Annotated in this window: 22 protein-coding genes; 12 read left to right on the top strand and 10 right to left on the bottom strand. The window is 64.5% G+C overall.

What is annotated here, in order from left to right:
• Positions 1-64: 64 nt before the first annotated feature.
• The gene (locus tag CSC73_RS06260) at positions 65-838 is read right to left on the bottom strand and encodes an ABC transporter permease (RefSeq protein ID WP_163839567.1); all 774 of its coding nucleotides are present in this window, start codon (positions 836-838) and stop codon (positions 65-67) included.
• A complete protein-coding gene (locus tag CSC73_RS06255; RefSeq protein WP_163839566.1) occupies positions 835-1776 on the bottom strand; it encodes an ABC transporter ATP-binding protein in 942 nt (313 codons plus the stop codon). Before CSC73_RS06255 ends, CSC73_RS06260 begins: the two co-directional genes overlap by 4 nt.
• Positions 1777-1931: 155 nt before the next feature.
• Between CSC73_RS06255 and CSC73_RS06250 the strand changes: the two genes are divergently transcribed.
• Entirely contained in the window at positions 1932-2309 is a 378-nt protein-coding gene (locus tag CSC73_RS06250; protein ID WP_163839565.1) for a YciI family protein, read from the top strand.
• A 1-nt stretch (position 2310) separates the two neighbouring features.
• Here CSC73_RS06250 and CSC73_RS06245 read toward each other — a convergent pair whose 3' ends face one another.
• Complete coding sequence (locus CSC73_RS06245; protein WP_163839564.1) at positions 2311-4239, bottom strand: alpha/beta hydrolase family protein; 1929 nt, start codon at positions 4237-4239, stop codon at positions 2311-2313.
• A gap of 319 nt (positions 4240-4558) precedes the next feature.
• On the opposite strand from CSC73_RS06245, the gene CSC73_RS06240 reads away from it, so the two are divergent.
• Positions 4559-4798: a hypothetical protein gene (locus CSC73_RS06240; RefSeq protein WP_163839563.1), complete on the top strand. Its 240-nt coding sequence runs from the start codon at positions 4559-4561 to the stop codon at positions 4796-4798.
• A 66-nt stretch (positions 4799-4864) separates the two neighbouring features.
• Here the strand turns inward: CSC73_RS06240 and CSC73_RS06235 are convergent, their stop codons facing one another.
• A complete protein-coding gene (locus tag CSC73_RS06235; RefSeq protein ID WP_163839562.1) occupies positions 4865-5251 on the bottom strand; it encodes a tautomerase family protein in 387 nt (128 codons plus the stop codon).
• A gap of 145 nt (positions 5252-5396) precedes the next feature.
• On the opposite strand from CSC73_RS06235, the gene CSC73_RS06230 reads away from it, so the two are divergent.
• The 4 genes from CSC73_RS06230 to CSC73_RS06215 all read left to right on the top strand — a co-directional run bounded on the left by CSC73_RS06230 (position 5397) and on the right by CSC73_RS06215 (position 10860).
• Complete coding sequence (locus CSC73_RS06230) at positions 5397-5795, top strand: RcnB family protein (RefSeq protein ID WP_163839561.1); 399 nt, start codon at positions 5397-5399, stop codon at positions 5793-5795.
• A gap of 216 nt (positions 5796-6011) precedes the next feature.
• Positions 6012-7838, top strand: coding sequence for a sensor domain-containing diguanylate cyclase (locus tag CSC73_RS06225; RefSeq protein ID WP_163839560.1), 1827 nt, complete (start codon positions 6012-6014; stop codon positions 7836-7838).
• Positions 7839-7941: 103 nt separating this feature from the next.
• Complete coding sequence (locus CSC73_RS06220) at positions 7942-8214, top strand: DUF4242 domain-containing protein (protein ID WP_163839559.1); 273 nt, start codon at positions 7942-7944, stop codon at positions 8212-8214.
• A 153-nt stretch (positions 8215-8367) separates the two neighbouring features.
• Positions 8368-10860: a PAS domain-containing protein gene (locus CSC73_RS06215; protein WP_163839558.1), complete on the top strand. Its 2493-nt coding sequence runs from the start codon at positions 8368-8370 to the stop codon at positions 10858-10860.
• A gap of 150 nt (positions 10861-11010) precedes the next feature.
• Here CSC73_RS06215 and CSC73_RS06210 read toward each other — a convergent pair whose 3' ends face one another.
• Together CSC73_RS06210 and CSC73_RS06205 are read right to left on the bottom strand one after the other, a co-directional pair.
• Positions 11011-11502 (bottom strand): REP-associated tyrosine transposase, encoded by a 492-nt coding sequence (locus CSC73_RS06210; RefSeq protein WP_281352873.1) that lies wholly within the window; start codon positions 11500-11502, stop codon positions 11011-11013.
• Positions 11503-11613: 111 nt separating this feature from the next.
• Entirely contained in the window at positions 11614-12927 is a 1314-nt protein-coding gene (locus CSC73_RS06205; protein WP_163839557.1) for a metal-dependent hydrolase family protein, read from the bottom strand.
• A gap of 161 nt (positions 12928-13088) precedes the next feature.
• Between CSC73_RS06205 and CSC73_RS06200 the strand changes: the two genes are divergently transcribed.
• Entirely contained in the window at positions 13089-13403 is a 315-nt protein-coding gene (locus CSC73_RS06200; RefSeq protein WP_163839556.1) for a hypothetical protein, read from the top strand.
• 35 nt (positions 13404-13438) lie between these two features.
• Positions 13439-13963: a serine hydrolase domain-containing protein gene (locus CSC73_RS06195; protein ID WP_211840832.1), complete on the top strand. Its 525-nt coding sequence runs from the start codon at positions 13439-13441 to the stop codon at positions 13961-13963.
• Here CSC73_RS06195 and CSC73_RS18645 read toward each other — a convergent pair.
• Entirely contained in the window at positions 13940-14305 is a 366-nt protein-coding gene (locus CSC73_RS18645; RefSeq protein ID WP_163839554.1) for a helix-turn-helix domain-containing protein, read from the bottom strand. The two genes, CSC73_RS06195 and CSC73_RS18645, sit on opposite strands and share 24 nt — an antisense overlap.
• Positions 14306-14517: 212 nt before the next feature.
• Between CSC73_RS18645 and CSC73_RS06185 the strand changes: the two genes are divergently transcribed.
• Positions 14518-15642, top strand: a complete 1125-nt coding sequence (locus tag CSC73_RS06185) for a hypothetical protein (protein WP_163839553.1) — start codon at positions 14518-14520, stop codon at positions 15640-15642.
• A gap of 113 nt (positions 15643-15755) precedes the next feature.
• Positions 15756-15890 (top strand): hypothetical protein, encoded by a 135-nt coding sequence (locus CSC73_RS18550; RefSeq protein WP_281352872.1) that lies wholly within the window; start codon positions 15756-15758, stop codon positions 15888-15890.
• A 102-nt stretch (positions 15891-15992) separates the two neighbouring features.
• On the opposite strand, the gene CSC73_RS06180 is transcribed toward CSC73_RS18550, so the two are convergent.
• Together CSC73_RS06180 and CSC73_RS06175 are read right to left on the bottom strand one after the other, a co-directional pair.
• Positions 15993-17810 (bottom strand): M56 family metallopeptidase, encoded by a 1818-nt coding sequence (locus tag CSC73_RS06180; RefSeq protein ID WP_163839552.1) that lies wholly within the window; start codon positions 17808-17810, stop codon positions 15993-15995.
• Positions 17811-17813: 3 nt separating this feature from the next.
• Positions 17814-18203 (bottom strand): BlaI/MecI/CopY family transcriptional regulator, encoded by a 390-nt coding sequence (locus tag CSC73_RS06175; protein WP_163839551.1) that lies wholly within the window; start codon positions 18201-18203, stop codon positions 17814-17816.
• A gap of 216 nt (positions 18204-18419) precedes the next feature.
• On the opposite strand from CSC73_RS06175, the gene CSC73_RS06170 reads away from it, so the two are divergent.
• Positions 18420-21575 (top strand): discoidin domain-containing protein, encoded by a 3156-nt coding sequence (locus CSC73_RS06170; protein ID WP_425502278.1) that lies wholly within the window; start codon positions 18420-18422, stop codon positions 21573-21575.
• A 33-nt stretch (positions 21576-21608) separates the two neighbouring features.
• Here CSC73_RS06170 and CSC73_RS06165 read toward each other — a convergent pair whose 3' ends face one another.
• A complete protein-coding gene (locus CSC73_RS06165; protein WP_163839550.1) occupies positions 21609-22898 on the bottom strand; it encodes a winged helix-turn-helix domain-containing protein in 1290 nt (429 codons plus the stop codon).
• A 135-nt stretch (positions 22899-23033) separates the two neighbouring features.
• Here CSC73_RS06165 and CSC73_RS06160 point away from each other — a divergent pair, with 135 nt between their 5' ends.
• Positions 23034-24563 (top strand): S41 family peptidase, encoded by a 1530-nt coding sequence (locus tag CSC73_RS06160; RefSeq protein WP_163839549.1) that lies wholly within the window; start codon positions 23034-23036, stop codon positions 24561-24563.
• Positions 24564-24924: the final 361 nt, after the last annotated feature.

The following is a 24924-nucleotide window of genomic DNA, read 5'->3' as shown; positions in this document are numbered from 1 at the left end:
CGGGTGGTTTCGGATTTCCATGTGTCGGGGGCGTAGCCCCGACCTACGAAGCTCCAGCAGCAGCTCAGGATTTCAGCTTCCATCCGGTCTTGAAGATCCACCACACCACAGCCAGGCACAGCGCCAGGAAGCCGAGGATGGCGGCCAGACTGATGCCCACATTCACATCGGCCACGCCGTAGAAGCTCCAGCGGAATCCGCTGATCAGATAGACCACGGGATTGAACAGCGTGATCTTCTGCCACACCGGCGGCAGCATGCTGATGGAATAGAACGCGCCGCCCAGGAAGGTCAGCGGCGTCACCACCATCAGCGGGATCACCTGCAGTTTCTGGAAGTCGTCGGCCCACAGCCCGATGATGAAACCGAACAGGCTGAAGGTCACCGCGGTCAGCAGCAGGAAGCACAGCATCCAGAACGGGTGCGCGATCTCGTAAGGCACGAAGATGCGCGCGGTGACCAGAATCAGGATGCCAAGAATCAGCGACTTGCTGGCCGCCGCCCCCACATAGCCGATCACCACTTCGATGTAGGACACCGGCGCCGACAGCAGCTCGTAGATGGTGCCCGCCCACTTGGGCATGTAGATGCCGAACGAAGCGTTGGAAATGCTTTCGTTCAGCAGCGACAGCATGATCAGGCCGGGAATGATGAAGGCCCCGTAGCTGATGCCGTCGATATCGCCCATGCGCGAACCGATGGCCGCGCCGAACACCACGAAATACAGCGAGGTGGACAGCACCGGCGAAGCGATGGACTGAGTGATCGTGCGGAAGGTTCGCGCCATTTCGAAGCGGTAGATGGCGCGGATGGCGTGCCAATTGAGCAGCGTGCTCATGCGCGTGCCTCCTGCTTGCCGCCATGCACCAGACTGACGAAGATCTCCTCCAGCGAACTCTCGCTGGAATGCAGATCCTTGAAGTCGATGCCCAGCTCGCCCAGACGCTTGAGCAGCGCGGCGATCCCGGTTTCCTCGGTCTGCGTGTCGAAGGTGTAGACCAGCGCGTGGCCTTCGTCTGTCAGTTCCAGCGCAAGTCCGGACAATTCCTCGGGAAGGCGCTGCAGCGGAGTCTGCAACTGCAGGGTCAGCTGCTTCTTGCCCAGCTTGCGCATCAACACGTGCTTGTCCTCGACCAGGATCAGTTCGCCTTTGCTGATCACGCCGATGCGGTCGGCCATTTCCTCGGCCTCTTCGATGTAGTGAGTGGTCAGGATGATGGTCACCCCGCTCTCGCGCAGGTTGCGCACCATCTGCCACATGTCGCGGCGCAGCTCCACGTCGACGCCGGCGGTGGGTTCGTCCAGGAACAGGATGGTCGGCTCATGCGACAGCGCCTTGGCGATCAAGACGCGCCGCTTCATGCCCCCGGACAGGGTCATGATCTTGCTGTCCTTCTTGTCCCACAGCGACAGATCGCGCAGGACTTTCTCCAGATATTGCGGATTGGGCGGTTTGCCGAACAGGCCGCGGCTGAACTTGACCGTGGCCCATACCGTCTCGAACGCATCGGTGGACAGCTCCTGCGGCACCAGCCCGATCTTGCTGCGCGCGGCGCGGTAGTCGCGCACGATGTCATGGCCGTCGGCAGTCACGCTGCCGGAGCTGGGATTGACGATGCCGCAGACGATGCTGATCAGCGTGGTCTTGCCGGCGCCATTGGGGCCCAGCAGGGCCAGGATCTCGCCCTTGCGGATCTCCAGATCCACCGACTTGAGCGCCTGGAAGCCCGAGGCGTAGGTCTTGCTTAGCTTGTTGATGGAGATGATGGACTGCACGGCGCTCCCGCATCGGTGCGATGAAGTGCGTGAATCCTACCGGAGCCGGGCCACCATGGCTGTCCCGGATACGGGAATATGAATCCCTGCGCAGGCGCAGCTTGACCTGGCGCCGGGCAACCGGTACTTGTGGCAGCCCTTACGCGGAGGCCGCCATGCAGCAGTTCCTGGTCCTGATCTACAACGACGAATCGCTGGTCGGCGCGATGCCCGCCGAAGAGTTCGACCGCACCATGCACGGCTGTTTCGTCCACGCCGACGAGCTGCGCGCCCAAGGCAAGCTGAAGCAATCCATGCAGCTCGAAGCCGCCTCCACCGGCAAGACCGTGCGCATCCGCAACGGCCGCACCAGCGTCGTCGACGGTCCGTTCGCGGAAACCAAGGAAATCCTGGGCGGCTTCAATCTGGTCGAAGCCGCGGACATCGACGAAGCGGTACGCATCGCCGCCGAATTCCCCTGGGCCGCGACCGGCTGCATCGAGGTGCGGCCGGTGCGCGACATCGACGCGGTACGCAGGCGCGTGGGCGCCTGAGCTACTTGGCCTTGGCGCCGCCAAGGTTGCGGCTCAGGAAATCCAGCAGTTTGGTGTAGAACTCGCGCCGGTGCGGTTCGGTGTAGAAGCCGTGGCCTTCGGTGTCGAAATACAGCGTCTCGACCGGGACGCCGGCGGATTTCAAGGCTTTTTCCATGCGCTTGCTGTGGGCGATGGGCGCGGTCTCGTCCTCGCCGCCTGCGGCCAGGAACACCGGCGTCTTGATGCGCGCGGCGTTGCTGGTCGGCGATACCGCCGCCAGCGAATCGCGTTCGCCCAGCCAGTCCGCGGTCCAGTTGCGCATGGAGGTGCTTTCGCGCGATTCGACCCTATGCATCATGGTCAGGTCGTACACGCCCACGTAGCCGACGGCGCAGCGGTAGAGGTCGGGTTCCTTGCTCACTCCGGCCAGCGCGGCGTAACCGCCGTAGCTGGCCCCATAGATGCAGATGCGCCGGGGATCGGCGATCTGCTGCGCGATCGCCCAGCGGGTGGCGTCGGTCACATCGTCCTGCATCTTCAAACCCCACTCGCGTGCGCCCGCGCCGAGGAAGCTCCTGCCGTAGTTGCCGGAACCGCGGAAGTTGACGCGCAGCACCGCGTAGCCGGCCTGGCTCAGCATCTGCGCTTCGTCGTCGAAGCCCCACTCGTCGAAAACGCCGTACGGACCGCCGTGCGGCACGACCACCATCGGCAGGTTCTTCGCCTCGGCGCCCCTGGGCACGGTCAGATAACCGCGCAGCGTCAAGCCGTCGCGCGCCTTCAGTTCGATGGCCCGCAAGGGAGCCATATGTTCGGGATCGAACCAGCTGCGCTGGCTGAAGATCAGATCGGCGCGGCGGTCTTCGGCATCGTAGAGGTAGTAGTCGCCGGGACTGGTATCGCTCCAGGTCCTGAATACCAGCAGCTTGCCGTCGGCGGTGGAGGAGGTCACATGCACCGCATTTCCCGGGAACGCCTTCTCCAGCGTGCGGTAGAGCCTGGCGGTCTTCGATTGATTGTCGAAGAAACGGGTCTGCATGCGTTCGTGCATGAAGAAAGCGCCGATCGGGATCCAATCGCTGCGATCGTGGATGACCGAATAGGGATCGACCGCCGGATCCCGCAGCTTCTCGGTACGCGAGCCCGAGGCCAGGTCCATGACCACGATGGCGTCGGTGCCTTCGTTGTTCTCGGCCTGCAGATAGGCGCTCGCGCCATCCTCCGACAGTCCCAACGGCCATTCGCGGCGGTGGGTCTGCGCTTCGTCGTTGAGCAAACGCCATTCGGCTTTGTCGTCTTCGCGGTAATAGAGCTTGCTGTTGTTCTGGTTGTCCGCCCCTTGGGCGAAACGCACTACCCCGGCCGCGTCCGAAGCGAACCGCGCGCCGCGCAACGGCGCCGTCGCCACGCGCACGCGCTTGCGCGTATAGACATCCAGCTTCTCCACACGCGTCACCGGATTCTTGTCGAACGTACGCACGCTGATCAACACGTTGCTATCGTCCCCGCGCAACGTGTCCACCATGAAAGCGGCCATCGGCACCGGATCCCCGCCTCCCACGCCGAAGCGCGCGAACAACCGCCTCGAATCGCTGCCGTCGGCGTTGATGCCGTGCAGCTCCCCGGTCAGGCCGGGCTGGTCCTCGCTGCCGAATTTCTCGGCCATGCTGATCACCAGGCGCTCGTTGTTGACCCACCAGAAATCGTCGACGAGCGAATTCTTGACGCCGCTTACTTTGGCCGTCAGTTTCCTGTCGCTGCGGCGCAGGATGCTCAGCGCCGTGCGGTCCTCCATCGGTACCGTCATCGCGTAGTACTCGCCGGTCGGCGAGATCTTCAATGCGCTGATCATGTCCCGTTTCAAAAACGGCTCCAGGTCGACCTGCGCCTGCGCCGTTGCCGCCACGCACAGCAACCCCAAGCCCGCCCATCGCATCCGGCTTTTCATTCCGCCCCTGTCCTTGCTTCGAATCCCCGCGCCGATTAGACAACACGGCTCCAGCGGCGAGAAGAGCCGGCGGCGCTGAACCAGCCCGTACCGCTTGTGGAAAGCGCTGTTGCGGAAACGGTTCCCCGGACCGCATTTGTGCGCGCCAGGACGGGCCGCGAGGCGGTATTGGCCGGAAGCAGTTGCCTGGCCCGGGTTTTCGCCGGCACTGCGATCACACCCTCCTGCCGCTTAAAGGCGCATAGTGGGGGTGGAAGTCGCAATTGGCGGCCTCCGATCTGGAGGCATGAGGCTTCCGCCACCCCGCAGGAGGGGATTGATGAAAGCGAAGAAAACCAGCGGCAAGGGACCGACCCCCAAGGGACCGCCCGCCGGCAGCGATGGCAATCCGCACAAGCGCCTGGAAAGCGAGCGTATCGCCAGCGATATTGCCGATTACGAGAAATCCGGCGGCAAAGTGGAAAAACTGGGCGTGACCCGTGTGCTGCAGACCGTGGCCCCGGCCCAGAAAGGCGAGGTGCTCAAATCCGCGCCTGCGGTAAAGCCGCGCGCGCGTTAGCGCATGCGGTGCGATGACCGCCATGCGTCCGCATGGCGGCCTGGGCGGCGATCGGCAGCCGATCGCTCAAGGATCCGCGTACTGCGCCTCGCCGTTGCCGAACGACCAGTTCTCTTTCGCCACTTCCACCAGATTGATGAACACGTCTTCCTTGCGCAAAGCGAGCCGCGCATGCAGGCCGTCGGCGACCGCTCGATAGAAGTCCTTCTTCATTTCCACGCTGCGTCCGGCATTGAGGGTGACCTGGATCAGCACGCATTCGCTGCTGCGCTGGATGCCCAGATAACGCCCATCGATGAACAGCGTGCCAGGCTTGTGCTGGGCGATGACCTGAAAGCGGTCGTCGGCAGGCACATTCAACGTCGCTCGCATCGCTTCGTAGACGACCTCGCCGAGACCGGCCAGGTAATCGGCGGACTTGCCTTCCAGAAGATCGATTCGTACGAACGGCATGGGGTTCTCCAGCGCAAACGCAGGCAGAGCGGGGCTGCCATCCTCGAACCTGAACGCATGCGCGGTCAATCGTCAGCAAAAAAGATCCCTGTTCAGGCAAGCACGCCTAGCCTTGCCATGCACCAACCCCACAGGGAGTCCCATCATGAAACGACTGCTGCTCACCACGTCCATCGCCGTCCTGCTGCTGTCTTCCGCCGCGGCCATGGCGCGCGATCATGACAAGGACAAGCACGACCGCTACGACGACGACCGCTACGGTTACAACGACCGCCGCGACCGCGATGACGACGACCGCTACGACCGCCGCTATGACGACCGTGGTCACGACAACGGCCGCCATCTGGGCCAGGTCAAGCACGGTTATCGTCGCGGCATGCACGCCCCGGTGGTCTATCTGCAACCGCGCTATTACGTGACCGACTACCGTCGCTACCATCTGGCCGCGCCGCCGCGCGGTTATCGCTGGGTACGCCCTGCAGACGACCGCTATCTGCTGGTGGAAGTCGCCAGCGGCCTGATCTCGCAGGCGCTGGGCTACTGAGTCCGTGCCGGCGACGAGTCGCAACAGAAAAGCCCCGCCCAGGCGGGGCTTTTTCATGTGCCGGGCCTTTATGTGCCGGGCCTTTATATGTCGCGCCGCAGCAGGTGAAGTGATGGAAGCCGCACTTCCCCGCAATCCCCGTGGACTCCGGCCATCACATGCGCTCACATGCGCCCCGATAAGCTTCCGGTGCCGCACTGGGCAGGATGTCCACTGTTGAACGACGACACGTCCTCACAATCGCATCGCATCCGGCTCTGGCGGGACCGGGCACTCATGGCGTTGCTGATCGGCGCCACGGCCGGGGTGTCTTTGAACGTCACGCGCCTGCCCGGCGAGGTTTCCGCGGTATGGGTAAGCAGCGGCATATTCGTCGGCTGGCTGCTGTCGCGCCGGACCGCACTCTGGCCGGGCTATGTGGGCGCCGGTTTCGGCGCCGAACTTGCGGTGCGGCTGCTGTCCGGCGACAGCGTGGGCTCCGGCTTCGCGTTCGGCGCTTTCAATCTGCTCGAAGTGCTGATCGTCGCCAGCGCGGTCCGGCGGCTGGTCCCGGATGTCGGCAATCCCACGCGTTGGCTCGGCCTGGGAGGCATCGCCACCAGCAGTACGCTGGCGGCCTGCGCCGTCTCCGGCCTGCTGGCCAGCGCAGTGGTGTCCGCCACTTCCCACACGCCGTTCCTGACCGCTTTCCTGATCTGGTATTCGGCGCATGTGGTCGGCATGGTGATCGTGGCGACGCTGACGCTGGTGGCCCACCGCAAGGGCATCGGCCTGAGCGACGTTCCCGGGCGGCGCTGGTTTTTCCTGGCCGACATGCTGCTGATCGCTGCGGTGTGCGGCGCGGTGTTCTACCAGTCCGCTTATCCACTGTTGTTCCTGGTCTATCCGCCGTTGCTGTACGGGGTTTTCCGGCATCGCTTCGCCGGCGTTGTGGTCGGCATTTCGCTGCTGGCCATCATCGGCGGCATCGCCACCGCGCTGGGCCATGGGCCGCTGGCCTTGGTGGATGAGAGCAGCCTTGTCCAGCGCACCATCCTGCTTCAGTTGTTCGTCGGCACCGCCTGTCTGATGAGTTTTCCGGTGGCGCTGAGCATGGCCGAACGCGCGCGGCTGACGGCCCGCGTGCGCGAGAGCGAACAGCGCTACCGGATGCTGGCGGACTATTCGCACGATGTCGTGGTGCGGATGCGGGCGGACGGACAAAGGCTCTACGTTTCGCCGTCGGCACGGGACGTGCTGGGCTGGGAACCGGCCGAGCTGCTCAAACCCAATCAGGTCCTGGTGCACCCCGAAGACTACGCCGTGCAGCAACAAACGATCGCCTCGGTGCTCGCATCGGGCCATCCGGTGACCGCGATCTATCGCCTGCGCCACAAGGACGGGCATTACGTATGGATGGAGGCCGCGGCGCGGTCGATCCCCAGTGCGGACGGCGATACCACGGACATCATTTTCGCCGGTCGCGATGTCTCACAGCGCGTGGCCGCCGAGCAGGCATTGAAGGCGAGCCGAGACGAACTGGAAGCGCAGGCGCATCTCGACAGCCTGACCGGCCTGGCCAACCGGCGCCAGTTCGACGAGCGGCTGACGCATGCGCTGGGGCGGTCGCGGCGGCAGGGGCTGGCGGTAGCGCTGATGTACATGGACATCGATCACTTCAAGCAGGTCAACGACACCCACGGACATGCGGCGGGCGATGAAGTGCTGCGCGTGTTCGGCCAACGCCTCAGCGCATGCGTGCGCTCGGGCGATCTGGTGGCGCGGCTGGGCGGCGACGAATTCGTGGTGCTGATCGAGGATCTGTCGGTGCCGGAAACCGCCGAGGCGATCGCCGGCAAGCTGATCGAGGCGATGAGCGAAGATATCGTGGTGGAGGGAACCACTTTGCACGTCACCACCAGCATCGGCATCGCGTATTCGGCGCACCCGGCCGTAGCCAAGAACCTGACCGCCGCGGCCGATGCGGCCCTGTACGCCGCCAAGAGCGCCGGCCGCAATACCTGGCAATTGCTGCCGACGGACGATCCTGCCATTCGGCACTGATCGGCAGCACCCTGATCGGCAGCACCGCGATCGCATCGCCCGTGTGGCCGAACCAATCACCGTGCGCCGTTACAGGAGGAACCAACCATGTGGAGCCGCCCTCATGCCCAAATACGTGATCGAACGCGACATCCCCGGCGCCGGCAAGTTGTCGGCCGAGGAGCTCAAGAACATTTCCCAGGCTTCCTGCGGCGTGCTGAACGACATGGGCCCGCAGATCCAGTGGATCCACAGCTACGTCACCGGCGACAGGATCTACTGCCTGTACCGCGCACCGAACGAACAGATGGTCCGCGACCACGCCCAACAGGGCGGCTTTCCCGCCAACCGCGTTTCCGAAGTTCTGGCCATTATCGATCCGACCACCGCGGAGTAGCACGGCTGAACGCGGTGGAAGTCCGGAGGAATTTTCGGCTCGCGCGCTGAAGTCCGAAATGCCGCTTCTGCGAAGGGGAAAGTGGACAGCACACGGCTTTTTCACGGGAAGTCAGGCATAAGATGGACCCGTCCGATCCTTCCGGGGAAGCCGATGATCTCGCCCGCTGCCGCGAAACGGCCGCTCGCCTTTCTGGAAGGCGGCGGCGAAATGGGCGAGCGCACGCGGGCCTTCGATTGGGCGTCTACGCCGCTGGGCGCTCCCGAAACCTGGCCGGCGCAACTGAAGGCCGCGGTGCGGTTGCTGTTGTCGGCCCGGCACCCGATGCTGCTCTGGTGGGGTCCGCAGCTGATCCAGTTCTACAACGACGCCTACTCCCGTTCGATCGGACCCCAGCGCCACCCCAGCGCCCTGGGCCAACGCGGCCACGAATGCTGGGAAGAGATCTGGCCCTTAATCGGGCCGCGGATCGAGCAAGTGATGCAGGGGCGCGGCGATGTCTGGAGCGAGAACGAGCCAGCGCCGATCACGCGTAGCGACGCCCCCGGGGAGACGCACTGGACCTGCAGCTACAGTCCCATAGACGAACCCGACGCACCGCACGGCGTGGGCGGCGTACTGGTGATGTGCGCGGAAAGCAGCGAACAGCCCTTCGCCCAGCACGATCATCTGGCCGAGCGCGACCAGCTTAAGGACCTGTTCCAGCAGGCGCCGGGCTTCATGGCCCTGCTGCGCGGGCCGCAGCACGTATTCGAAATGGTCAATCCCGCCTATATGCGTCTGGTCGGCAACCAGGACCTGCTGGGCAAGACGGTGGCCGATGCCCTGCCCGACACGGTCAAACAGGGCTATGTCGACCTGCTTGACGAGGTCTACCGCAGCGGCAAGGCCTTCACCACCACCGGCGCGCGCTTCGAGTTCGCCGGCGCCAACGCGCGGCGCGTCGAGCGTTACGTCGACTTCGTCTACCAGCCCATCACCGACACCGGGGGCGCGGTAACCGGAATCTTCATGGAAGGCTTCGACGTGACCAGCGCCCATTCCGACGCCGAAGCGGTGCGCGAGCTCTACGACACGCTGGAACAGCGCGTGGCCGATGCGGTGACCGAACGCAACATCCTGGCCGACGTGGTGGAATTCTCCGAAACCCATACCATGGCCATCGACCTGTGCTACTACGTGCTGGCGGTCAACAAATCCTATTCCGACGAATTCGAGAGCCTCTATGGCCATCGCCCGAAGGTCGGCGACAACCTGCTGGAGATGCTCAAAGGCGATCCCGCGCGCGGCGAACGCATGCGCGGATTCTGGGACCGCGCGATCAACGGCGAGGACTTCCATGTCTCCGAGACGTTCGGTTCGGCCGCCAACGACATGCGGCACTACGACATGCGTTTCAACGCATTGAAGGACCGCAGCGGCAAGCGGGTCGGCGCGTTCGTGGTGGTATACGACGTGACCGACCGCGCGAGCGAACAGGCGCGCCTGGCCGAGGCCGAGGCGCGGGTGCGGCAGGCGCAGAAGATCGAGGCGATCGGCCAATTGACCGGCGGCGTGGCGCACGACTTCAACAACCTGTTGATGGTGATCTCCGGCGGATTGGAAGTCATGGACGAGCTGGCGCCGGCGCGCAGGGAGAAAGTGATCGCCGGCATGCGCCAGGCGGTGGAAAAAGGCGCCGGCCTGAGCCGACAGCTGCTGGCCTTTTCGCGCCGCCAGCCGTTGCGCCCGGAAGCGGTGAATCTGGCGCGCAAGATCGGCGGCATGCGCGAGATGCTGGACCGCAGCCTGCGCGGCGATGTGCATGTGGAAGTGGCTTTCGACAGCGGGCTGTGGCCGGTGGAGGTGGACCCGGGCCAACTCGAACTGGTGGTGCTGAACCTGGCGGTCAACGCGCGCGATGCGATGCCCGGCGGCGGCACCATCCGCATCGGCGCGCGCAACGCGCCCGCGTTGAACGACGAGGAGCTGTTCGGCGACTACGTGGAATTGTCCATCGCCGACACCGGCACCGGGATGATGCCCGAAGTGCTGGCGCGCGTGTTCGAGCCGTTTTTCACCACCAAGGAAATCGGCAAGGGTTCCGGACTGGGACTGGCGCAGGCGCACGGGTTCGCGAAAGCCTCGCGCGGCGCCGTGCGCATCGACAGCGAACCGCGCAAAGGCACCACCGTCTTCCTGTACCTGCCGCGTACCGACAAATCGCCGGTCGGCGACGAGGAGAAGCAGGAATCCGAAACGCCCGGCCGTGAACAGGTCCAGGCGCAGGGATCGCTGCTGCTGGTGGAAGACGACGACGAAGTGGCCGCGCTGACCGGCGAAATGCTGGCCACGTTGGGCTACGAAGTGACCCGCGTAGAGAACGCCGACGCCGCGCTGGGAGCGCTGGCCGGCGGGCAATCCTTCGGCATCGTGTTCTCCGATGTGATGATGCCCGGCCAGCTGGACGGCATCGACCTGTCGCAGGAGATCCGGTTGCGCCGTCCCGGGCTTCCGGTAGTGCTCACCACCGGCCACGTGGAGGCGGCGAAGCAGAAAGCGGAAGCGCTGGGACTTTCGGTATTGCCCAAACCTTACCGGCTACAGGAACTGGAAACGGCATTGGGCGAAGCGCGCAAGCAAGCGCGGGACGCATCCCCGGCCTGAGCGTGCGTAGGAGCGACGCCAGTCGCGAAGCTCGCACACCTCAGAGACCTCCCACCACATATCGCCACGGATCAATGGATGACAGCAGGTTATTAACGCCGACTTTCCGGAGCTTCGCGACTCGCGTCGCTCCTACAGAATGGCGCTAGCTCAGAGCCATACCGCATTCCAGAAAGGATAATCTCCGATCTTGCAGACCAATCCCGCACGCACTGGGTTAAGCACGATATATCGGGCCAAAGCGATTGCGTCTTCTTCACGTCGCAGGGCACGATCGTGGAAGGACTTCCCCCATACCGGCCCCAGTTCAGGCCAATGCAAGCGAAGCCGCCTAGATACGTTCGCTTTGAACACCCGCATGAGATCCGGCAAGGATTCGTCTTCTCCAAGTTCAACCAATCCGTGCCAGTGATCGGGCATCAAGACCCATGCCAGCAGTGTTGCCTTTTGCCATGAACGCCGATCATGGATTTCCCTGGCGGCATCCAAAGCGATGGCATGGCTCGAGAACAAGGCCTGTCGTCCATGCGTTGTAAAGGTAACCAGGTACCGCTGTCCGGAGACCGACGCCCTGCCGCGTCGCAGTGCGGCGTGACCCGGCTTCTTATGCAATCTCAGATTGAATGGGGACGATTTGCTCACGCCCTCAGCGTAAGGGCCTAGCGCATGTTGTTCTATAGGATTGCGGAGTGCGGTTGAGTCGGAATTTTCCGGAGCTTCGCGACTGGCGTCGCTCCTACGGGATCAGGTTGGCTATTCGGATTGCTTGACTACTACGCCCTGCTTCATCACCAGCAAGGGTTTTTCCGTGGCGCGGATGTTCTGCAGCACATCGCCCGGGACCGCGACGATATCGGCGAACTTCCCGGCTTCCAGCGTGCCCGTCTCCTTGTCGATGCCCAGCAGCTTCGCCGAGCCCTGGCTGCTGGTCAGCAACGCCGCCGATGGGGACATGCCCAGTTCGACCATGTCGCCGAACTCCTGCGCGTTGATGCCGTGCGGATACACCGCCGCATCGGTGCCGAAGGCGATGGGCGTACCGATCTTCAGCGCGTTCTTGAACATGGCCGAATGCGAAGCGCCGGCCGCGCGCGCCTTGGCGCCGATCTTGGGCGGGTAGGTATCGGCCTTGTCCAGCACCCACACTTGGGTCATGCGCGTGGGCACCAGATATACGCCTTTCTGCTTCATCAGCTGCAGTGTTGGCGTGGTGAGGAAACTGCCGTGTTCGATGGAATCCACGCCCGCCTCCACCGCCAGTTTGGCGGCCGCATCGCCGTGGCTGTGCGCGGCGACCTTGCGGTTCCAGTTGTGCGCTTCGCCGATGATCGCGCGCAGTTCCTCGGAGGTGAGCTGCGGTACGTCGACCGGGTCGGATTCGGACAGCACCCCGCCCGAGGCGCAGATCTTGATCAGGTCGGCGCCGTACTTCATCTGCAGGCGCGTGGCTTCGCGGCATTGTTCGGGACCGTTGCACACGCCTTGCAGCGGGCCGGACGGCTTCACCCGTTCCGGCGGAAACGGCGAACTGTCGCAGTGGCCGCCGGTGGAGCCGATCGCATGTCCCGCTACCAGCATGCGCGGACCTTCGGTCAGACCGGCTTCGATGGCGTTACGCAGCGCCACGTCCACGAAATCGCCGGCGCCGACTTCGCGCGCGGTGGTGACCCCGGCCCTCAGCGTGGCCTTGGCGTTGCTGCCGGCATGGAAGGACTGCTCCACCGGAAAACGCAGCATGCCTTCGTAGAAACCCTGCGCCCAGTCGTCTTCGTGGTCGTAGGAAATATGGGTGTGGGCATCGATGTAGCCCGGGACCAGGGTGGCGTCGCCCAGTTCTATGACCTTGGCCCCGGCCGGAACCTCGGCATTGGCTCCGACGGCGACGATCTTGTTGCCCTGCACCACCACCAGCCCCGGCGAAGTCAGACTGCCGCTGCGCCCGTCGAACAAGTGGGCCGCCTTGAGTACGGTAGCTGCGGGCACAGGCGTGGCCGCAGGCGTTTGTGCGTAACCGGTGCAGGCCAGCAGCATTCCGGCCGCCAGGCCGCCGAGACGGAGCTTCTTCATGCGCGGTTTTCCCCAGACCGGTAGGAGCCCGGAGTGTATGACGATTCGGCGCGCCGGGATGCGCCGCGCTGCTGCGTTTGCGATGGACAACCCGGTAAGCTACCGGCACTTGGAAGCACCGACGGACCTATGGGCGGCTGGCGATGAACCGATACGGCTGGATGGTGGTGCGCGCCTACCTGCCCGCGCTGGCGGCGCTGGTGGCCGCCGTGGTGTGCATGCTGTGGACATCGTTGTTCGGCGGCGTGTCCCGCCTGCATGCACTGGTGCCGTATGTGAAATGGTTGCCGCCGGCATTTCTGCTGGCCGCACTGATTACCGGTTTGATTTCCACGCTGCGGCTCTGGAATTGGAAAAGCGGCAAGGCGCCCCGCTGCGCCGGCTGCGGCGGACCGCTGAGCCGGCTGCATCATGGAGCGCAGGGCGATTTCCGCAAATGCCTGGCATGCGGGGGCAAGCAAACACAAAACACGTAGGTTCGCATTGCGATCGGGGAGGATTCGATGAACTTTTGGCGGCTGCCCCCCCCGGCGTGATCGCGTTGCTTTGTTTACAGGCCGCCCATGCTGCTGTTCCCACCAAAGCGACGCTGGACACCGAAGCCGCTCGCGCCATGCAGGCTACACAGGCCAAAGGCCTGGCGATCGCGGTGATCGACGAGGGCAAGGTGGTGCGGGTACGCAGCTACGGCGTGCGCAATGCCGCCGGCGACCCGTTGCGGACGGACACCATCATGTATGGCGCCTCGCTGACCAAGGCCGTGTTCGCCTACACCGTGATGCAACGGGTGGAGGAGAAGAAACTGGACCTGGACAAATCCATCGGCGATTACCTGGTCAAGCCATTGCCGGAATACGCGGACAAGGACGCTTACGCGCACTGGCCCAGCCTGGCCGGCGACGAGCGCTGGCGCGCGATGACCCCGCACATCCTGCCGGCCCATAGCGCCGGTTTCGCCAACTTCTATTTCGTCGAACCGGACGAGAAACTGCATTTACATCGCGAACGATCGTTAGAAATTCTTCGCCACCAATGAGATCATGGATGCTATCTGCTTCCTGAGTTGTAGCGGCAATTTTCTCAAGCCCGTTAGACACTGCGCCTCGATGTCGTCCCGGGCATAGTCGTCCACCCGCATGGTCTGGGTCCATGCCTGCGGCTCAGGCTGTATAGGCCCCCTGCCTGTCCCCAACCATTCCATGCACACCCCGGTCGCAGCGGCAATATCGACGAGATGCTGCATGGAAGGGTGCGAACCATCCTTGCGCTCCCATTGAGCCACCGCACTGCGCTGGACACCTACTGCATTAGCGAGTGCAGCTTGCGATGTCGCGGACAAAACACGGGCATATCTGATTCTTTCCGAAAGCGCACGCATAGGTCTTCCCCAAGACTGGATGCAATGATGACTTATGGAAATGATAACCGGGTAGCAATAAATGGATGAATTGGCCCAGTTCGCGTAGCAGGTCACATCCAAAACGTTAATTCGCAGAGATTATTATCGAATTCCGCGCCTCCTGCTCCGGGTTGTTAGCGATAGCGGACATTGCACACTTTCCACGCTGAGATTATTGGTTGAACACGCTCATGGCCGAATCGAAACGGCATGAAGCGTTTCCACAACATAAAGCCAAGGGGGATCTCGTGCGTACAAGGAATAAGGTTCTGATTGCAATGGCTATTCTCGTGGGCTTGCCTTCGGCGGCTTTCGGTCTGGGCTTTTTCCGTACTAACACTACGGGCATAGCGCCAGAGGAAATGCGTGAAGAGCTTGCGAGCAGCATCGTCCAGCGCTGGTCGCCTTATGTACAGGAGACCTATGGAGTCTCCGGTGCGGAATGGGGGCGACGGATGACGACGACCTTGAGCAAAGCGGACATCTCAAATCTCGAGCGCGCCGTGAGCGCGCCCAGCTACGACTCAATGACCATGGAATTATTGGGAGGAGGGTACAAGACACAGGAGCTAACTGCGACGTCCAATGTCCGCGGAATCAAGGCAAAGCAGAGCTTCTCCCCCAAAGCATTGGGCACAGCGGGGAGCGATTTGGTTTTCACGCCATTGACCCCGTGCCGGATAATTGACACGCGCTTGGTCGGTGGCCCGATCGCCGCAACTGCCACACGCAGCTTCAAAGCCTATACCGCTACGGATTTCACCGCACAGGGCGGCGCGGCAAGCAATTGCGGATTGCCGGCGAATGCCTCGGCTATCTCCGTGAAAATCGTTTCCGAGTTTCCGGCCACGACTGGATACTTCACTGCCTATCCTTTCAACGAGGTTAGGCCACTCGCATCGTCCCTTAACTACGCCGGGGGGTCCACTACATCCGATCAATCCAACATACGGCTATGCCGTCCGGGCTGCGCGAGCGAATTCAACGTGTACAGCGATGCGCAATCCACTTTGATTGTGGATGTGGATGGCTATTACATGGAACCTGAAGCAACCGAACTTGATTGCACGGTAGCGCAGGCTAGCGGCAACTTGGCGCTGCTCGGTGGATTGCAGCCCAAGTCCGTAGCCTGCCCGGCAGGCTATACCGCTACTGGTGGAGGTTGCGGCGGCCCATTGGGCATCGGCATCAGCAACTCCGAGCCCGATGTAGTCGCAGGACGTCCGACCGGCTGGAAGTGCGACTTGGTCGGTTCGCTCTTGAGCGTGATTTCCTACCAAGTCAATGCTACATGCTGCCGCACACCTGGCCGCTGAACGACGCCCGATACTAATCCGCTCAACTCTCAGAGCCGGCAATCATGCCGGCTCTTTTCCTTTGCTAGACATCGCGCGATGTTCGGCATCTAGCATTAAGCGGAGAATGATCGATGTGTGTGGTGATACTGGCCAACGATGCGCGCGCGAAGACGGCGTTCCCGCAGCTGTTCGGTTTCGTGTTGGACGAAACAGGCGCGCCGTGGGCCTGGAAATACGGTGAGAAGAAGTTCTGGAAGCCGGACTGAGCCCGTTGCCGCACGTAGGAGCGACGCCAGTCGCGAAGCTCCCAGCAACGACGCGTTGAGGACTTCGCGACTGGCGTCGCTCCTACGTGCGGGGCGCAAGACTCAGCCCTTCTTCAACGGCTGCGCGACGCCCTTGGAGACGGCTTCGTCGATCAGCTGCCTCGCCCGCTGCTCGGCGCGCGCATCGGCAGCCTGCATCTTCCTGTCCAGCTCGGCTTGTTGGCGATCCAGCTCCGCCATTGGCGCATCCAACTCAGCCTGCTGCTTGTCCAGCACGGCCTGCTGGCGGTCCAGTTCCGCCATGCGCGCGTCGGCTTCGCTTTCCCGCATCCGCCCGGTGGCGAGCCGGGAGGCGAGTTCGGCCTGTTTCATGCCGAGCTCGGCCTGCTTGTTGCCGATGGCGGCCTGTTTGTTGCCGATCCCGCTCTGGCGATTGCCGATCGCCGATTGCGACTCGCCCAGTCGCGCGACCTCCGCGTAGTTGGCGCGAAACCGTTCCAGGGTTGCGGCATCGCGGACCACGTATTCCGCATTGCCCCTGCGGAACCACAGCAGTTCCTCGCCATTGCGCTGCAGACGCTGCGCTTTGCGCAAATCTTCCATGGAACCGTTCATCACGCTGTTGTTCTCACGCAGCAGTACGTAACCCTCGTTGTTGCTTGCGGACAAATGGAAGGTGCCGCGGGTGATCCGCGCTGCGGCAGGCGGAGCGGGAGGCGCAGGAATCCGTCGCGGGGGTGCTATTCCGGCGGCCGGGCTGATCTCCGGAGTCTCAGCGGCAACAGGGGTCGGGGCCGGTGCCGGAGTGGCCGCGACGCGCGGAGCCGGCGCAGCGACCGGCGCGGCCGACGGCTTGGGCGTAGTCGCGACCGGCGCCCGTGGCGCGGTCGCGGCTTCTGCCGCGGGCGCTGCGATGATGCGATAAGGCATCACACCGAGCACGGCGACGACGCCGAGAATGACCAGTGCCACGACGCGTGGCGTGTAGGCGGTGTTCTGCAGCATGGCGAGTCTCCTCTTGAGGATATGGAAAGTGGGCGAAGCGCTGGCCAGGCCGGCGCTGGGCCTTGGAGCGATGCCCAGACGGATCAGCAAGCGTCCGTATTCGCGCGCGCAGTGACGGTTGCCGGCGAGCACGGCGGCGTCGCAGGCGGCTTCGCGGGCCAGTGCGTATTCGCGCGCAGCCAGATGCGCCAGCGGGTGGAAGAAGAACAGATGCTGCGCGGCCGCCGGCAACAGGCCCCACCACAGGTCGTTGCGTTGCAGGTGGACCAGTTCGTGGGTAAGCGCCATGTCCAGCTCGTCGGCGTGCATCGTGTGCGGATGATCGGCGGGCAACAGCAGTACCGGCCGCCACGGGCCGATCAGCTGCGGCGAATCGATCGATGCCGACAAACGCAAGTGCGGCATGCGGCGCAGGCCGTGCGCTTCGGCCGCAAGTTGCAGGGCATGCAGCAATGTTCTGTCCTTGCAGGCGCGCGAATCGCGCAGCAAGCGTCGTGTGGCCAGATAACCGCGCAGGGTGCGCGCGATCATGAAGCTCAGTCCCAGCAACCACAGCCATGCCGATGCGACCGACCACGACCAGGACGACGGCGCGAATGGCGCCGACGATACGTTTTCCATCGGCGGTACGGCCGCTATTGCGCGCGCTGTGGGAAGCACGGTCACTTGCGAGGGTACAGCGGCGGCCTGCTCCACCACTTCGGCAGGAAGCAGCGGCAACGCCAGCGGACTGGACCACAGCACGCCGACCACCAGTTGCAGAGCCACCAGCCACCACAAGCCGGCACGCGCGGACGCCGACAGGCGCGGCAGCGATTTGCACAGCGCCCAGACCACGGCGACGAACAGCGTGGACTGCACGCTGGCGGCGAGCAGGCGCGGCAGCAGGATTTCCGAAACGAATTCCAGGGCCATGGCTCAACTCTCCTTGCGCTTGGATTGAAGGGTGGCGACCAGCGCCTCGAGTTCCGCCAATTCGTTGTCGCTGACTTCGGTGCGCTGCGACATCCACGCCACGAACGGCGATACCGAACCCTGCAGCGTCTTCTCCACGAAACTGCCGACCGCATTGCGCACCACATCGTCCTGCCGGGCGGTGGTGGAATAGCGATACACGCCGCCATCGACCTGCTTGCGCTTGAGATAGGCCTTGGCCCGCAGGCGCTCCATCATGGTCAGCACGGTCGAACGCGCCAGCCCACGCGGCTCGCCGAAAGTCGTGGCCACCTCGCCCACCGACGCATCGCCGTGTTCCGCGATGTGCTGCAGCAGGGCCAGCTCCTGATCACCGATGCTCTTGCGACTCATGCCATCCACCTTGTGACTACACATGTAGTCATCATGCACATGACTACATGTGTAGTCAACAGGTGGAAAGTCATGGATCGGAGGTCGGGCGACAAGCGGTCGGTCGGCCGTGGTGCACTGCGGCTCGCATGTAATCGTTTTCAACACTAGTATCCGGTGCCACGCGAAGCCCGGCGTCCACGGCTTCATTCCCTGCAATCGACGCGGAAAACCCACGTGCCCCCCCAATTCCCGAGCCCATCCCCGGCCGCCAGGCTGTCGCGATTCGCCTTGCTGTCGGCGCTGTTCCTGTCTTCCCCGGCAGCCTTGGCCAAGGGCGACGCCCTGCCCCCGCGCTCGCAGTGGAAGGCCACCGGCTCCTCGCTGCAGGTACCGGCGCTGGCCGCCGCACACGCGATCGACGGCGACCCCAAGACCCGCTGGGGCGGAGCCTTCAGCGCCGATCACTGGCTGCAGGTGGACCTGGGCAAGGTCGCCGAAGTCGGCGGCGTGCTGCTGCATTGGGACAGCGGTTTCGCGGTGTCCTACGCCATCCAGACTTCGGTGGACGGCAAGCAGTGGCACGACGCTTACATCAGCAACGACTCGCGTGGATTCACCGACTATTTGTTCTTCCCCACAGCCAAAGCGCGCTACGTGCGCCTGGCCAGCCTGCCCAAGACCGCGGACTGGGGCGTGTCGGTATTCGAATTCGAACCGCTTTCGCCCAGCGAAGCGGCGCGCATCGTCAATCTGTCCGGTAAGGACAATGCGCAGGCGCTGTGGAGCAACGCACCGGCGCGCGCACTGCAGGCCAGGGGCCAGGAGGCGGGCACGCGCGAACTGGATATCGCCCTGGGCCGCCCGCTGCCCACCCCGGGCCTGGAAGTCTGGTGGGAAGGTCCGCGCAACGGCGCCAAGCTGGAAGGCCGCGATGCTTCCGGCAAGTGGATCGTGCTGGCGGAAGATCCCGGATCGCAGGGCGATGTTTCCAACCTCGCCGCGCGCGAGGTGCATACGCTTTCGGCATTGCGCCTGAGCGCGGGCGAGATCGACGGCGCGGCGCCCATGATCAAGCGCCTGCGTTTGCTGGGCCCGGAACGGATCATGACGCCGACCCGCCGCTATGAAGTGGTGGCCTCGCGCGCGAATTCGCAACTGTTCCCCTCCTCTCTGCACCAGCAGCAGGTGTACTGGACCGTGGTCGGCATTCCGGCCGGCATGCAGAAATCCATCTTCGACGAATACGGCAACCTGGAAGCCTACAAAGGCGCGCCGTTGGTGCAGGCCACGTGGCGAGGCGCCGACGGTCGCGCGGTCGTCTCCGACAACGTGGAGCGCACGCATTCGCTGCGCGACGGCTGGATGCCGATGCCCGCCGTGCAATGGGAAGCGCAAGCGGGCGTGCAGGTGCGCGTCGAGGCCATGGCGGTCGAACAGAACGGCCAACCGGTGACGCTCACGCGTTACCGCGTCAGCAACACCGGCCAGCGACCGGTCGAAGGAACACTCGCGCTGGCCTTGCGTCCGCTGCAGGTGAATCCACCGTGGCAGCACGGCGGCGTATCGCCGATCCGGGAAGTCGCCATCGAAGGCGCCGCCGACCGCACCGACGTGCGCGTCAACGGCCGCGTGCTGCTGGCCGCACTGACGCCCGCCGATGCGCGCGGCGCGTCCGCGTTCGGTGCGCATGGCGAAGGCGAAATCACTTCCCACATCGCCGCGGGCACCGTTCCCGAGTCGCTGCAGGCCAGCGATGCCGACGGCCTGGCCGCGGCGTTGCTCGATTACGAAGTGAAGCTTGCGCCGGGCCAGCATCGCGACGTGGTGCTGGCGTTCCCGCTGGGCACTTCGCGTGCGGACGCCAAGACCGAAGCGTTGCCGGAGGCGCCGGCGGTCGATCGCGCGGCGCTGGTCGGCGCGAAAGGCGATGCGGGCGCGGGTTTCGACCAGGTCGCTGCGCAGGTGGCGCAACAGTGGCATTCGCGCTTCGGCAAATTGGGCCTCTCGCTGCCCGACCATTCGCTGGTGGACATGCTGCGCGCGCAAGGCGCGTACATGCTGCTCAACCAGACCGGGCCGGCCATGCAGCCGGGCCCGCGCAACTACAATCGCTCCTTCATCCGCGATGGCGCAGCCACTGCGTCGATACTGCTGCGCGTGGGCCAGGCCAAAGTGGCGCGCGACTACCTGAAGTGGTATTCCGACCACGCCGTGCACGAGAACGGACTGGTGTCGCCGATCCTCAACCAGGACGGCTCGGTCAACACCGGCTTCGGCAGCGATATCGAATACGACAGCCAGGGCGAATTCATCGCGCTGGTGGCCGACACCGCGCGCTACGACGGCGGCGCGGCCAGCGTGCGCGAATACCAGGAAGTGGTGAAGCGCGCGATGAAGTTCACGCAGGAACTGCGCGAACGCACCATGGCACCCGGCTATCTGGCCGACCAGCCGGCGCCGGAACGTTTCCACGGCATCATCGCGCCGTCGATCAGCCACGAAGGCTATTCCAGCCCCACCCACAGCTACTGGGACGACTACTGGGCGCTCAAGGGCTGGCACGACGGCGCCTGGCTGGCCGAACAATGGGGCGATGCGGAAACCGCCAAGTGGGCGCGCGAACAATACGCGGCGCTGCGCGAATCGGTGGCCGCCTCGATCCGCGCGACGATGAAGTGGAAGGGTTCCGACTTCATCCCCGCCGACGCCGACACCGGCGGCGGCGATCCGACCAGTGTTTCGATCGGACTGGATCCCGCCGGCCAGCAGGATCTGATGCCGGCGGAGGCGCTGAAGCTGACTTTCGAGCGCTATCTGGCCGACGTGCGTGCGCGCGACAAACCCGGGGCGCTGTATGCGTACACGCCGTACGAAATGCGCAACGTGCTGACCTACATGCACCTGAACCAGCCGCAGGAAGCCGACGAACTGCTGATGAACCTGCTGCGCCACCGCCGTCCGCTGCCGTGGCAGGTGCTGGCCGAGGTGGTGCACTCGCGCCTGCGCTATCCGGGCTACCTGGGCGACATGCCGCACACATGGATCGGCGCGGAATACGCGCGCACCGTTTTCGGCATGCTGGCGCACGAGGACGACGACCGCCTGGCGCTGCTGCTCGGCACGCCGCCTTCATGGGTGGCCGGCGAAGGTCTGAAAGTCGATGACCTGCCCACCCTGTATGGTCCGCTGAGCATGAGCGCGCGCCAATCGGGCAAGCAGTTGCGGGTGGAGCTGGGATCGGGGTTGGGTAAACAGACAGCGCTGTCGGTCAGCTGGCCCAACCGCCAGAAACCTCTGCGCGTGAGCGTCGACGGCAAACAGGCAGCCGACTTCGATGCCAACGGCATCCGCCTGGCAAAACCATTCAAGGAACTGATTGCGGAGTGGTGAAGGTGCCTGACGCCATGCCCGGGATGCGTCGGATCAGCGTGCTGATTCCCGGGGTTGCCGGGTGCAGGCGGCCGCTGCGCCGGCACGCTGCGTGAGCTCGTCGCACAGACGGTCGGCTGCCGCGGTATCGCCGCCGCTCCGCAATACGTCGGCCAATCCGCGCGTGGCCTCGGGCTGCAGCGGCGACTGGGTCAGCACCCGTCGATACCAAGCCTCGGCGGCAGGCAAGTCGCCGCGCGCGCGATAGCGACCGGCGATGAGCACGCCCATGGGCGCATACCAGGGCCGCACCTGCACCGGGTTGCGGTCGTACGCACGCCCCATCGCCGCGTAGGCCTGCTCGAAATACGTCAGCGCTTCCGCGTCGCGGCCGCTGATTTCCAGCACGTCGCCGATGTTGATGAGCGGCCCCCAGGCATCAGGGTCCAATGCGACGGCACGCCGGTAGGAAGCCAGCGCCGAGTCGAAACGCCGTTGTGCGCCGGACACGAAACCCAACGCCTTGTGCGCGGCGGCCGAATCCGGCGCCACGCTGACCGCGCGTTCGGCCAATTGCTGCGCGCGCCGCAATTGGGTACGCGCAGGTTCGCGGTCCAGATGGCCGTTGGCCAGCGCATCGCCCAAGCGGGTGAATTCCGCCGGACCGGCATCCGGCGATTCGGGCCAGCGGATCGCGCGCTGCGTGAGTGCGTTGGCCAGGCCGGCCAGGGCCGGCGCGTGGTCGGGATGCAGACCCAGCACGCGTTGGTAGAGCTCGATGGCCGCCTCGTTATCGGCGCGGGAAAACTGGAAGTAGTAATCGTCGGCGCGCGAAACCAGCAAGGCGCTGTCATCCGACGAAGCCGCCGGAGACGCCGGTTCGCGGCCAAGCAGCCAGCCCAATCCGATCAGGCCGGCCATTCCCAGCGCCGCGAGGCCGATCCATGTCCCGCGACTCGGAACTGCCGGCACCGACGCAATCGCCGCCGCGGCCGACCTCTGGTCGGCGGACATAGCCGCACCCACTTCTGCCAACAGCCGATATCCACGCTTGGAAATGGTTTCGACATAACGCGGCGATCTGGCGTCGTCGCCCAGCGCCTGGCGCAGCTTGGAAACGGTACGCGCCAGACTGTCCTCGCCCACCACCAACCCGGGCCACAACGCATCCATGATCCGTTCGCGCGTCACTACCTGCCCGGGCTGCGAAGCCAGCAACAACAGCAGGTCCATTACTTTGGGTTCCACCCGTACCGCACCGGACGCGCCGGACAATTCGCCGGCGGCGCTGTCCACGCTCCACTCGCCGATGCGCAGACCGGTGCTGGAAGCTGGCGTCTTCACGGACATTGCGCGGCCGGGCGGAAGAAATCAGGAAAACAGGAGGATTCGGTCATGGCCCGGCTAGCATGGCCTCGACTCCAATGGCGCCGCAACCGGCGGACGATCTGCCGGCCCCTCCGTCATCAAGGAAGCCTCATGCCACTGCATCCAAGAATCTCCCTGGCCGGCATCCTGCTGGCCCTCAGCCTGGCGCTGCCGGCCTGCGCCGCCTCCGCGCCTTCCGGGCCGGCCGATACCTCATCCGCGCAAGCCGCCCCGGCCCTGGTTTCCCCGGACGACAGCCGGGCCGATTTCGACGATCTGTACACGCGGTTGCAGGATTCGCACTACGACCTGTTCGCGCGCCGGCCCAGGCAGGAATACGACGCATTGTTCCGGCGGATGCGCGCCGGATTCGATACGCCTCTGGCTCCATTGGAAGTCTGGAAGCGCTATCAGCGATTCGTGGCCTACGGCAACGTGGCCCACGCGCGCGTAGATCCGATCGCCGAGTATTGGGAAAACTTCCGCAAGGCCGGCGGCAAAGCTTTCCCGCTGTTCCTGCGCGTGGTGGACGGCAAGGCCTATGTCGCCGACGACTACAGCGGCCTGTCTACGATCGCGCAGGGCGACGAAGTGGTGTCGATCGATGGCATGCCCGCCCTGCGCTGGCTGGAGCAGGCGCGCGCCTTCGTTTCGGCCGACAACGACTACATGGCATGGGCGCAGCTGGAATCGCAACTGCCGATGTTCGTGTGGCTGGCGCGGGGCGAAGCGCAATCCTTCGCTCTCGTGCTCGGCAAGGCCGACGGTACGCAGGCCGGAGTGGCTCTGCCGGCGCTCAGCCGCGCAGGTTTCGAGGCGGCAGCAGCCAAGCGACCGAAAACTTTCGAACTGGACTGGAGCGCGCGCGAAGCGCGCATGCTTGAGGACGGCCTGGCCTATCTGCGTCCCGGCCCGTTCTACGACAGCCGTCCCGAGGCGGCCGATCCTTGGGACACCACGGCTTTCGAGTCGTTCATCGACGATGCCTTCGGCCGCTTCATCGCCCAGGGCGCGGATAGTCTGCTGATCGATCTGCGCGACAACCCGGGAGGCGACAACTCCTTCAGCGACCCGATGATCGCCTGGTTCGCGGACAAGCCGTTCCGCTTCAGTGAGGAATTCGACATCAGGATCAGCGCCGCGGCCATAGAAGCCAACCGCAAACGGCTGCAGGGCAAAGGCGGCGAAAACAACTCGACCTCATTGCGGTTGGCGGCCGCCTACGACGGCAGGTCCCCGGGCAGCCGGGTCGCCTTCCCCATCCCTTTGATCGCCCCGCGCGAAGGTGTCCGTTTCGCAGGCTCGGTATACCTGCTGGTCAACCGGCATTCCTATTCCAACACGGTGCTGGTGGCCGCCATAGCGCAGGACTACGGTTTCGGCACGGTACTGGGCGAGGAGACCTCCGACCTGGCCAGCACCTACGGCGCGCTGGAGAAATTCACCTTGCCCAGGACCGGTATCGAAGTGAGCTTTCCCAAGGCGAGAATCCTGCGTCCCAACGGAGATGCGCGGGCGCGAGGGGTGATCCCCGACATCGCCATCACCACGCCCCTGGCCGACGACGGGCAGGACAGGGTGCTGCAGCAGGCGATCGAAATCATCGATGGAAAACGGCGAGCGCCATCGACTCCGGAGTGACGCGCAGACCCTGTTTTGCAGCGGCCGCGTCGCCGCTGCAACCGCGCACGGCGATGCTAGCGGACGGTCAGATCGCGGAAAGCAGGGTTCCCAGCATCATCCCCAGGCACAGGAAGCATGCGGCTCTCAATGTCTTCATAAAAGCACCCTTCCCGCCTACCTTCTTGGCTCATCTTCCACCTCTCCCGTGAGCCGGCCGTGACGCCGCCGACCACGGGAACGCATGCCTTGTTAACGACCTGAACCGCATAAAGCGGACACTCCGTTTGTGCACGCCGTCCTCACGGCGGCATGCCGAATATCGGCATGCGCATGCGGTCGGCGCATGCGTAATTCCGGCCCTTCCGAATCCAGCCTTTGG

The sequence above is a fragment of the Pseudoxanthomonas sacheonensis genome (genome assembly GCF_010093305.1).
In the GTDB taxonomy this organism is placed as follows: domain Bacteria; phylum Pseudomonadota; class Gammaproteobacteria; order Xanthomonadales; family Xanthomonadaceae; genus Pseudoxanthomonas_A; species Pseudoxanthomonas_A sacheonensis.
The sequence above is the reverse complement of the archived record's forward strand: the minus strand, read 5'-3'. Positions and strand labels throughout refer to the sequence as shown.

What these genes read in the sequence shown, in the direction of transcription:
- CSC73_RS06260 (WP_163839567.1), bottom strand. Translation starts at nt 838, where the DNA reads ATGAGCACGCTGCTCAATTGGCACGCCATCCGCGCCATCTACCGCTTC.
- CSC73_RS06250 (WP_163839565.1), top strand. Translation starts at nt 1,932, where the DNA reads ATGCAGCAGTTCCTGGTCCTGATCTACAACGACGAATCGCTGGTCGGC.
- CSC73_RS06245 (WP_163839564.1), bottom strand. Translation starts at nt 4,239, where the DNA reads ATGAAAAGCCGGATGCGATGGGCGGGCTTGGGGTTGCTGTGCGTGGCG.
- CSC73_RS06240 (WP_163839563.1), top strand. Translation starts at nt 4,559, where the DNA reads ATGAAAGCGAAGAAAACCAGCGGCAAGGGACCGACCCCCAAGGGACCG.
- CSC73_RS06235 (WP_163839562.1), bottom strand. Translation starts at nt 5,251, where the DNA reads ATGCCGTTCGTACGAATCGATCTTCTGGAAGGCAAGTCCGCCGATTAC.
- CSC73_RS06230 (WP_163839561.1), top strand. Translation starts at nt 5,397, where the DNA reads ATGAAACGACTGCTGCTCACCACGTCCATCGCCGTCCTGCTGCTGTCT.
- CSC73_RS06220 (WP_163839559.1), top strand. Translation starts at nt 7,942, where the DNA reads ATGCCCAAATACGTGATCGAACGCGACATCCCCGGCGCCGGCAAGTTG.
- CSC73_RS06215 (WP_163839558.1), top strand. Translation starts at nt 8,368, where the DNA reads ATGATCTCGCCCGCTGCCGCGAAACGGCCGCTCGCCTTTCTGGAAGGC.
- CSC73_RS06205 (WP_163839557.1), bottom strand. Translation starts at nt 12,927, where the DNA reads ATGAAGAAGCTCCGTCTCGGCGGCCTGGCGGCCGGAATGCTGCTGGCC.
- CSC73_RS06200 (WP_163839556.1), top strand. Translation starts at nt 13,089, where the DNA reads ATGGTGGTGCGCGCCTACCTGCCCGCGCTGGCGGCGCTGGTGGCCGCC.
- CSC73_RS18645 (WP_163839554.1), bottom strand. Translation starts at nt 14,305, where the DNA reads ATGCGTGCGCTTTCGGAAAGAATCAGATATGCCCGTGTTTTGTCCGCG.
- CSC73_RS06185 (WP_163839553.1), top strand. Translation starts at nt 14,518, where the DNA reads ATGGCCGAATCGAAACGGCATGAAGCGTTTCCACAACATAAAGCCAAG.
- CSC73_RS18550 (WP_281352872.1), top strand. Translation starts at nt 15,756, where the DNA reads ATGTGTGTGGTGATACTGGCCAACGATGCGCGCGCGAAGACGGCGTTC.
- CSC73_RS06180 (WP_163839552.1), bottom strand. Translation starts at nt 17,810, where the DNA reads ATGGCCCTGGAATTCGTTTCGGAAATCCTGCTGCCGCGCCTGCTCGCC.
- CSC73_RS06175 (WP_163839551.1), bottom strand. Translation starts at nt 18,203, where the DNA reads ATGAGTCGCAAGAGCATCGGTGATCAGGAGCTGGCCCTGCTGCAGCAC.
- CSC73_RS06160 (WP_163839549.1), top strand. Translation starts at nt 23,034, where the DNA reads ATGCCACTGCATCCAAGAATCTCCCTGGCCGGCATCCTGCTGGCCCTC.